The 8,926-nt window shown below is 60.2% G+C and carries 7 protein-coding genes; 4 read left to right on the forward strand and 3 right to left on the reverse strand.

All coding sequences use genetic code 11. The features are described 5' to 3' along the window. Window positions 1-192: 192 nt before the first annotated feature. Genes gnd through HFK74_RS29895 form a run of 3 tightly spaced genes read left to right on the forward strand, consistent with a single transcriptional unit; the run spans window position 193 to window position 3,514 of the window. On the forward strand, window positions 193-1,173 hold the full coding sequence (gene gnd / locus HFK74_RS29885) for a phosphogluconate dehydrogenase (NAD(+)-dependent, decarboxylating) (RefSeq protein WP_180206671.1): 981 nt from the start codon (window positions 193-195) through the stop codon (window positions 1,171-1,173). Continuing rightward, the gene (zwf, locus tag HFK74_RS29890; protein WP_180206672.1) at window positions 1,170-2,693 is read left to right on the forward strand and encodes a glucose-6-phosphate dehydrogenase; all 1,524 of its coding nucleotides are present in this window, start codon (window positions 1,170-1,172) and stop codon (window positions 2,691-2,693) included. The genes gnd and zwf overlap by 4 nt, the downstream gene beginning before the upstream one ends. Continuing rightward, window positions 2,690-3,514: an HAD family hydrolase gene (locus tag HFK74_RS29895; protein ID WP_180206673.1), complete on the forward strand. Its 825-nt coding sequence runs from the start codon at window positions 2,690-2,692 to the stop codon at window positions 3,512-3,514. The genes zwf and HFK74_RS29895 overlap by 4 nt, the downstream gene beginning before the upstream one ends. A gap of 150 nt (window positions 3,515-3,664) precedes the next feature. On the opposite strand, the gene nhaB is transcribed toward HFK74_RS29895, so the two are convergent. From nhaB to HFK74_RS29910, 3 genes are all read right to left on the reverse strand, one after another. Beyond that, window positions 3,665-5,167 (reverse strand): sodium/proton antiporter NhaB, encoded by a 1,503-nt coding sequence (gene nhaB, locus HFK74_RS29900; RefSeq protein ID WP_180206674.1) that lies wholly within the window; start codon window positions 5,165-5,167, stop codon window positions 3,665-3,667. Between the two features lie 78 nt (window positions 5,168-5,245). Then, on the reverse strand, window positions 5,246-6,535 hold the full coding sequence (locus HFK74_RS29905; RefSeq protein WP_180206675.1) for a hypothetical protein: 1,290 nt from the start codon (window positions 6,533-6,535) through the stop codon (window positions 5,246-5,248). Window positions 6,536-6,820: 285 nt separating this feature from the next. Further along, the gene (locus HFK74_RS29910) at window positions 6,821-7,087 is read right to left on the reverse strand and encodes a hypothetical protein (protein ID WP_180206676.1); all 267 of its coding nucleotides are present in this window, start codon (window positions 7,085-7,087) and stop codon (window positions 6,821-6,823) included. 343 nt (window positions 7,088-7,430) lie between these two features. Here HFK74_RS29910 and HFK74_RS29915 point away from each other — a divergent pair, with 343 nt between their 5' ends. After that, window positions 7,431-8,756: a sigma-54 dependent transcriptional regulator gene (locus tag HFK74_RS29915; RefSeq protein ID WP_180206677.1), complete on the forward strand. Its 1,326-nt coding sequence runs from the start codon at window positions 7,431-7,433 to the stop codon at window positions 8,754-8,756. The last annotated feature ends 170 nt before the right edge of the window (window positions 8,757-8,926 follow it).

An 8,926-nucleotide genomic window follows, 5' to 3' on the forward strand; every position in this document is an offset into this window, starting at 1 on the left:
ATTTCTTTTGCCCCCGAAGGGAACTTTTTTATTTTTCATGGTCGTTGTGTCTTCGGCACGATTCCCGACGTTATCCATCAGGATCGGGCACAATGCCCGGAAACTTCACGCCAACGCTCTGGACTAACCTCATGAGTCGCGGTGGGCTATAACCTTTGACACACATTTATTTGTAGTAGGGAGCATCAGCACATGCAACTCGGGATTATTGGACTGGGCCGCATGGGCGGCAATATTGCGCGGCGCCTGATGCTCAACGGACATTCCACCGTTGTGTACGACCGCAATACCGCCTTCGTCGATACCTTGAGCGAAGAGGGCGCCACCGGCGTCGCCGATCTGCCGGCCCTGGTTGCCGGCCTGGCCAAACCACGAGCGGTGTGGGTCATGCTGCCGGCAGGCGCACCGACCGAAGACACCATCGACACCCTGAGCACCTTGCTCGAAGCCGGCGATACCATCATCGATGGCGGCAACACCTTCTATAAGGACGACATCCGCCGGGCCAAGAGCCTTTCGGAAAAAGGCCTGCACTACATCGACGTCGGCACCTCCGGCGGCGTCTGGGGCCTGGAGCGCGGCTATTGCATGATGATCGGCGGTGATGCCGAGACCGTGAAGCGTCTTGATCCGCTGTTCGACAGCCTGGCACCGGGCATGGGCGATATCCCGCGCACCAAGGACCGCAAATCCGATGACGACCGTGCCGAGCGCGGTTACATCCATGCAGGTCCCGCCGGCGCCGGGCATTTCGTCAAGATGATCCACAACGGCATCGAATACGGCATGATGCAGGCCTTCGCCGAAGGGTTCGACATTCTCAAGACCAAATCCAGCACCCTCTTGCCGGAAGATCAGCGTTTTGACCTGAATGTTGCCGACATCGCCGAAGTCTGGCGTCGTGGCAGCGTGGTGTCGTCCTGGCTGCTCGACTTGACTGCCGACGCCCTGGCCAGCGATCCGAAACTCGACGGTTACTCCGGTTCCGTAGCGGACAGCGGGGAAGGTCGCTGGACCGTCGAAGCGGCCATGGAGCAAGCCGTACCGGCAACCGTGCTGACGACCGCACTGTTCTCGCGCTACCGTTCCCGTGGGCAAGGCACCTTTGGTGACAAGATCCTCTCGGCCCAGCGCTTCGGCTTCGGCGGCCACGTGGAGACTGCGAAAAAATGACCCATGGGATCCGCAGGAAATCCAAGACTGAACCCGCGCCACCCACCACGCTGTTCCTGTTCGGCGCCCACGGTGATCTGGTCAAGCGCCTGCTGATGCCGGCGCTGTACAACCTCAAGCGCGACGGTTTACTCGGGGATGGCCTGCGGATCGTCGGCGTTGACCACAACGCCATCAGCGATGAAGGCTTCGCGAAAAAACTCGAAGACTTCATCCGCAGCGAGGTGGCCGGCAAAGTCGGCAAGGGTGATCAATCCCTTGATCCGGACTTGTGGGCCAGGCTCGCCAAAGGCATCAGCTACGTCCAGGGCGATTTCCTGGACGACAGCACATATCAAGCGCTGGCGGCAAAAATCGCCGACAGCGGCACTGGCAATGCGGTGTTCTACCTGGCCACCGCGCCACGCTTTTTCAGTGAAGTGGTGCGCCGTCTTGGCGCGTCCGGTTTGCTCGAGGAAAGCCCGGAAGCATTCAGGAGGGTGGTGATCGAAAAACCCTTCGGTTCCGATCTGCCAACGGCCGAGGCCTTGAACGCCTGCTTGCTCAAGGTCATGTCGGAAAAGCAGATCTACCGCATTGATCACTACCTGGGCAAGGAGACCGTGCAGAACATCCTCATCAGCCGGTTTTCCAACAGCCTGTTCGAAGCGTTCTGGAACAATCACTACATCGACCACGTACAAATCACCGCCGCCGAAACTGTCGGCGTCGAGACCCGTGGCAGTTTCTACGAAAACACCGGCGCCCTGCGGGACATGGTGCCCAACCACCTGTTCCAGTTGTTGGCGATGGTGGCCATGGAACCACCGGCTGCGTTTGGCGCCGACGCGGTCCGTGGCGAAAAGGCCAAGGTAGTCGGCGCGATACGCCCCTGGTCGGTTGATGAAGCCCGGGCCAATTCGGTGCGGGGCCAGTACACCGCGGGGGACGTCGATGGCAAATCCCTGCCGGGCTATCGCCAGGAAGACAGGGTCGCGCCTGACAGCAACACCGAAACCTATGTGGCCCTGAAAGTCATGATCGACAACTGGCGCTGGGTCGGCGTGCCGTTCTACCTGCGTACCGGCAAGCGCATGAGCGTGCGCGACACCGAGATCGTCATCTGCTTCAAGCCTGCGCCTTACGCGCAGTTTCGCGATACCGAAGTCGATGAGCTGGCGCCGACGTACCTGCGCATCCAGATTCAACCCAATGAAGGCATGTGGTTCGACCTGCTGGCCAAGCGGCCCGGCCAGGCCCTGAAGATGGACAACATCGAACTGGGCTTTGCCTACAAGGATTTCTTTGAAATGCAGCCGTCCACCGGCTACGAAACCTTGATCTACGATTGCCTGACCGGCGACCAGACCCTGTTCCAGCGTGCCGACAACATCGAGAACGGCTGGCGTGCGGTGCAGCCTTTCCTGGACGCCTGGCAGCAGGATGCCAGTGTGCAGACCTATGCCGCGGGTGAAAACGGACCGAAAGCCGCCGAAGAACTGCTGGCTCGCGATGGTCGCGTCTGGCACGGCCTCGGATGAGTGGCGAGTCGCAACAACCCATCCGCTTGCTGCTCAGTGACATGGACGGCACGTTATTGTTGCCCGATCACAGCCTGAGCCAGCGCACCATCGACGCGGTCCGTTCGTTGAGTGAAGCCGGGGTGTTGTTCAGCCTGGCCACGGGGCGTCCACCCAAGGCCATGTTGCAGACGATCGAGGCCTTGGGCGTCGACCTGCCCACGGCAGCCTTCAATGGCGGCACCCTTGTTCATCCCGACGGCAGTTTGCTCGTCGCGCATTACTTGCCGGCCGCTGCCGCACTGACCACGCTGGCGCTGTTCGCCGATCAACCGGACGTCGAGGTTTGGGTGTTCAGTGGCGGCGACTGGTTGGTGAAAGACCTGCAAGGCCCGATGGTGCCCAGGGAACAGCACGGCCTGGGATACCCGCCGGTGACGGTCGAAAGCTTCGAGCCTTTTCTGCCTCGCATCGACAAGATCGTCGCCGCCAGCAGCAACACGCAGTTGCTGGTTGAACTGGAGGCCCGGTTGCTGGCGAAAGTCGAAGGTCAGGCCCAGGTCTCGCGTTCGCAACCGGTGTATCTGGACGTGACCGCGATGCAGGCCAACAAGGGGCAGGCGTTGGAGACGCTGGCCGAGTTTCTCGGTGTGCCGCTGGAGCAGACAGCGGCCATGGGCGATGGCGGCAACGACCCGGCGATGTTTCACGTGGCCGGGTTGTCGATCGCCATGGGGCAGGCGCATGACGAAGTCAAAAGCCAGGCTGATGTGGTGACCGGAGCCAACACCGAAGACGGCGCGGCCCAGGCCATCGAGCGCTACATCCTGAGCGCTCGTTAAACCGCGTTATCGTTCTTCGCTGTAGGAGCCAGGCTTGCCGGCGAACCGCGCGCCGCGGTGCATCTGTTGCACCGCGTTATCGTTCTTCGCGGGCAAGCCTCGCTCCTACGGGCGATCCGACTTGCCCGCGAAGGCGTCAGGCCTGCCATCTCAAAGCCAGAAACTCACGGCGTACCAACCCAGCACACCCATCACCACCGTATACGGCAACGCCATCCACACCATCCGTCCATAGGAAAGACGAATCAGCGGTGCAATCGCCGAGGTCAGCAGGAACAGGAACGCCGCCTGGCCATTGGGCGTCGCCACACTGGGCAAGTTGGTGCCGGTGTTGATCGCGATCGCCAGTGTCTCGAAATGCTCGCGGCTCATGTGCCCGGAAAGGAACGCCTGTTTCACTTCGGTGATGTAGATGGTCGCCACGAACACATTGTCGCTGATGGCAGAGAGGAGGCCGTTGGCGATGTACAGCATGCCCGGTTGTTGGTCGGCGGGCAGGGCGAGCACCCAATGGATCAATGGCGTGAACAGCTGTTGATCGTGGATCACCGCCACCACGGCGAAAAATACCACCAGCAACGCCGTGAAGGGCATGGCGTCCTTGAACGCGGTGCCCAGGCGGTGCTCGTCGGTAATGCCGGTGAACGCGGTGATCAGCACGATCACCATCAGCCCGATCAGGCCCACTTCCGCCACGTGAAAGGCCAGCCCGGCAATCAGGATCAGAGCAGCCACACCTTGCACGAGCAACGCTGCACGCTGGCGTGAGGTGCGCTCGGCATTGTCCTGGGCGGCATAGTTGGCCAGCACGGTGCGCACGTTGTCCGGCAGCAGCGTGCCGTAGCCAAACCAGCGCAGCTTTTCCAGCAGGACACAGGTGACCAGGCCCGCGACCAGCACCGGCAAGGACACCGGCGCGATCTTCAGGAAAAATTCGGCGAAGTGCCAGCCCATTTCATGGCCAATCAGCAGGTTCTGGGGTTCGCCTACCAGCGTACACACACCACCCAGCGCCGTGCCCACGGCGCCGTGCATCAGCAGGCTGCGCAAAAACGCGCGGAACTGCTCGAGGTCGGCGTGATGCAGGGTGGGCAGGTGCTGGTCATCGCTGTATTCGCTGTCCTGGCGCGGATCGCTGCCCGACGCGACGCGGTGGTACACCGAGTAAAACCCGACGGCGGCACTGATGATCACCGCGGTCACGGTCAGGGCATCGAGAAACGCTGACAGGAACGCCGACAAAAAGCAGAACATCAGCGCCAGCAAGGCCTTGCTGCGCACCCCGAGCAGCAGGCGCGAGAACAGGAACAACAGCAGGTCTTTCATGAAGTAGATACCCGCCACCATGAACATCAGCAGCAGGATTACCGGGAAGTTGTGCAGCAACTCGTCATAGAGCGCCTGGGGCGTGGTCATTTTCAGCAACAGCGCTTCGACCAAGAGCAAGCCGCCGGGCATCAGCGGATAACATTTGAGGGCCATGGCCAGGGTGAAAATGAACTCCAGCACCAGCAACCAGCCCGCCACCACCGGGCCTGCGGTCCATAACGTCACGGCGTTGAGCAGCAGGAAACCGACAATGCAGGCCTTGTACCAGCGCGGTGAGTTGCCGAGAAAATTGTGCGCGAACGCCTGGGCCATCGAGCCGGACATCGGCTACTCCTTGTATTAAGAAGCGCGCAACTTGCCGTAAGCCGGACAGAAGATCAAGCGTAGGAAAAGTCCATCGAACTAACCCAGGTAGCGTGCGACGATCGCCCGATAGCTGCCGTCCAGGGAATAGCCGCCGACGAGGATGTTACCGTCGTCCTGCACCGCGATCGAAGTGGCCGTGTCGAGGCTGCGGCCCAGGCGGGTGCGCACCCATCCGTTGCCATCGCCAAAATCGCCATCGAGTTGGCCGCCTGGCAGGTATCGACCTAATACGAAGTCGGCCTCGACGCCGCCAATGGTGGCGCCAACCGTGAACACGCTGCCGTCCGGTTGCACCTGGGCGGCGGTCCATTGGCAGCCGCTGTGGCCGACTTCCAGCAATTGCGCCTGGCCGCCATTGCAATGATGGTCCGGGCGCCCATTGGAGTGCACTTTGAGTGCCAGGCAGCGCATGGGGTCGCGGCTGCTGCCAAAACATTGCACGTCGCCGTTGGACTGCTGGACGATCTGGCTGACCTGGGCACCCTGTCCGCTGGCCGTGAAACTCATGAAGCCATCGACGGCAAAGCTGCTGTCGAGGCTGCCATCGGCGTGATAACGCGCCACCAGGCCTTCCTCTGGGAAGTTGATCGATCCCCCCACCAGGATGCGACCGTCACGTTGTACCCTGACGCTGCTGAGCCAGGTATTCATCAGCAGGTGCCTGACCATCACAAAGCCGCGGCCGTTGAAGCTGCTATCCAGCGAGCCATCGACGTTCAGCCGTATCAGCATGGCGGCATGATCGGCCAGTTCGAAGTGATGATTGGCCACCAGCAGTATCCGACCATCCTCCTGCACGTCGACGCTGCAGGCCTCGGCGCCCGGAACTCCCGGAGGCAGCCACACATCGCGCATGCCCCGGGACAAGTTGCCTGGTAGGCGCACCACACAACGGCCATTGTCGCCAAATCGCTGGACCGGTTGACCCAGCGAGTCAAACAGCGCCACGGCGGGAAACGTGCGGTGTTCGCTTTCGTATTGCAGGCCGGCGATCAGGATGTGCCCATTGGGCAGTACCTGCACCTTGTCCGCCATGGCCTCGAAGCCCGGTTCGAATTGCCCGATGACACTGCCTTGATTGCCAAAAGCCAGGTCTGCCGAACCGTCGTTGAGCAAACGCGCCAGGCCAAAGCGGCTGCCGCCAGGCATGGTGACCTTTGCCGCCACCAGTAGCCGGCCCTGCGAATCAATCGCGATGTCGTTGGCCAGGCTGGAAGTGCTGCCGAAGAAATACACCTGGGCGGTGCCTTTGGCTGCGAAGGTGGTGTCGAGCTTTCCTGCATGTTGGACGGTTGCGGGGAAAGCCAAAACGGACTGGATTGACATGCACGCATCTCCTTGCGAGTCGTCCTGATCCAGAAGTTGGGTGGTGGCGACTATTAAGAGAATATTCAATCCCTGAATGATCGAATGCACAACTGTCATAACTAACAGGTGGAGGGTCGTTGTGTGCCACAACAGTGTCTTTTCGAACCAAAGGCAAGCCAGCAAAGAATTAAGGGCGTGCCGAAGTTCAAGTAAGAAAGAGTCTTAAGTGCAGTTGGCGTAAAAAACCAGTGAACTAACGCCAGGCAAGGGCGGCGGATTACCCCGGAATAATCCGCCCTGCGATTATTGTGGCATCGACCACGATTGCAACGTGTAGCCTTCTTCGCTCAATTCGGCGCGGGCCTGTTGCAGCACGCATTCAAGCTGCACTGGATCGGAATAGGCGCTGCACGGGATCTGCTTGCGTCCAATATTATTGTTGGTGCGGTCGATCACGGTGAGGGTCAGTTCGCCATTACCGTCCTGTGGGGCCCAGGCCACGCATTTGAAAGGTTTGAATGCGCGGTCGGCAATCAGCAGAGCTTCGTTGACACGGAGCGGGGCGTTCATAGGTCGTCTCTCTATAGGCCCAATCAAGTCAATTGCCGTCGGTTGGGCTTACCGTTCGGCTGGTTACTTGTACTGATGCCCGCAACCGGGGTTCAGGTCACACACAAGCAAAAGAAATTTCAACTTTCTTTAATGTCCCTGCCAATCAGGCTCGCGTTGAAAGCGTAGTGAAAGAAAACTTTCGTCAGGTCGTTGGAGAAACCCGTTTCTTATAACGTTTTGCATACAAGGCCTATAGTCAAACGGTACAAGCGCCCGTCAAATTCTTGCTAACGTTACAGCCAGGTCCGCCAAATGACTGTTTTTAATAAAAAATCCTAAAATTTGGCGTCAAGGAAATCACATGAGCGAAGCGCCTGCGTTACGTCGTCTATTAGTGGTGGATCCCTGCGACGACTGCCATCGTCTGTTACCGGGATTACGCTCCGTGGGTTGGGACGTTGACAGCTGCTCGCTGGACAACGCCGCCGATCGTAGCTGTGACGTGGGCTTGTTACGATTACAGCCCTTTCACCTCGAGCACCCGGATACGGTCAAGGAGGTGATCAGCCGCAGCGGTACCGAGTGGATCGCGGTACTCAATCAGGATGTCCTGCGGCTACAGAATGTCGGGGACTTTGTCTGCGAGTGGTTTTTCGATTTTCATACCTTGCCGTTCGATGTCTCCAGGGTCCAGGTCACACTGGGTCGGGCCTTTGGCATGGCGCGCCTGCGCGGGCAGGGCACGGTTCATATCGAGCAGCCCGAGCACGAACTGCTGGGCGACAGCAAGCCCGTACGCGAATTGCGCAGATTACTGAGCAAGCTGGCGCCCACCGAGTCGCCGGTGTTGATTCGCGGTGAAAGCGGCACCGGTAAGGAATTGGTGGCCCGCACGCTGCATCGACAATCCCTGCGCCACAACAAACCCTTTGTCGCGATCAATTGCGGGGCCATTCCCGAGCACCTGATCCAGTCCGAACTGTTCGGCCACGAGAAAGGCGCCTTTACGGGCGCCCATCAACGCAAGGTCGGGCGGATCGAAGCTGCCCACGGCGGCACGCTGTTTCTCGACGAGATCGGTGATCTGCCCCTGGAACTGCAGGCGAGCCTGTTGCGCTTCCTCCAGGAAAAACACATTGAGCGGGTGGGCGGCAGTCAGCCGATTCCGGTGGATGTGCGGGTGTTGGCGGCAACCCACGTCGATCTTGAGGCGGCGATCGAGAAGAAAAGCTTTCGTGAAGATCTGTATTACCGCCTGAACGTGTTGCAGGTCGCGACCGCGCCCCTGCGTGAACGCAATGGCGATCTGGCGATGCTGGCCAACCATTTCTCCCATTTCTATAGCCATGAAACCGGCCGACGCCCGCGCAGCTTCAGTGAAGACGCGCTGATAGCCATGGGCAAGCATGACTGGCCGGGCAATGTGCGCGAACTGGCCAACCGGGTTCGTCGTGGCCTGGTACTGGCCGAAGGCCGGCAGATCGAAGCGCGTGACCTGGGGCTGATCAGCCATCACACCATTGCCGCGCCGATGGGCACGCTGGAAGACTACAAACACCGGGCAGAGCGCCAGGCCTTGTGCGATGTGCTCAACCGCCACAGCGACAATCTGAGCATCGCCGCCAAGGTGCTGGGGATCTCCAGGCCGACCTTCTACCGGTTGTTGCACAAGCATCAGATCCGCTAACCAGGCGCTGCGGTGTATCTGTTGCACCGTGTCATCGTTGTTCGCCGGCAAGCCTGGCTCCTACAGGCGAACCAGACGCTGCGGTGTATCTGTTGCACCGTGTCATCGTTGTTCGCCGGCAAGCCTGGCTCCTACAGGCGAACCAGACGCTGCGGTGTATCTGTTGCACC

Source organism: Pseudomonas sp. SbOxS1 (genome assembly GCF_013416725.1).
Classification (GTDB): Bacteria; Pseudomonadota; Gammaproteobacteria; order Pseudomonadales; family Pseudomonadaceae; genus Aquipseudomonas.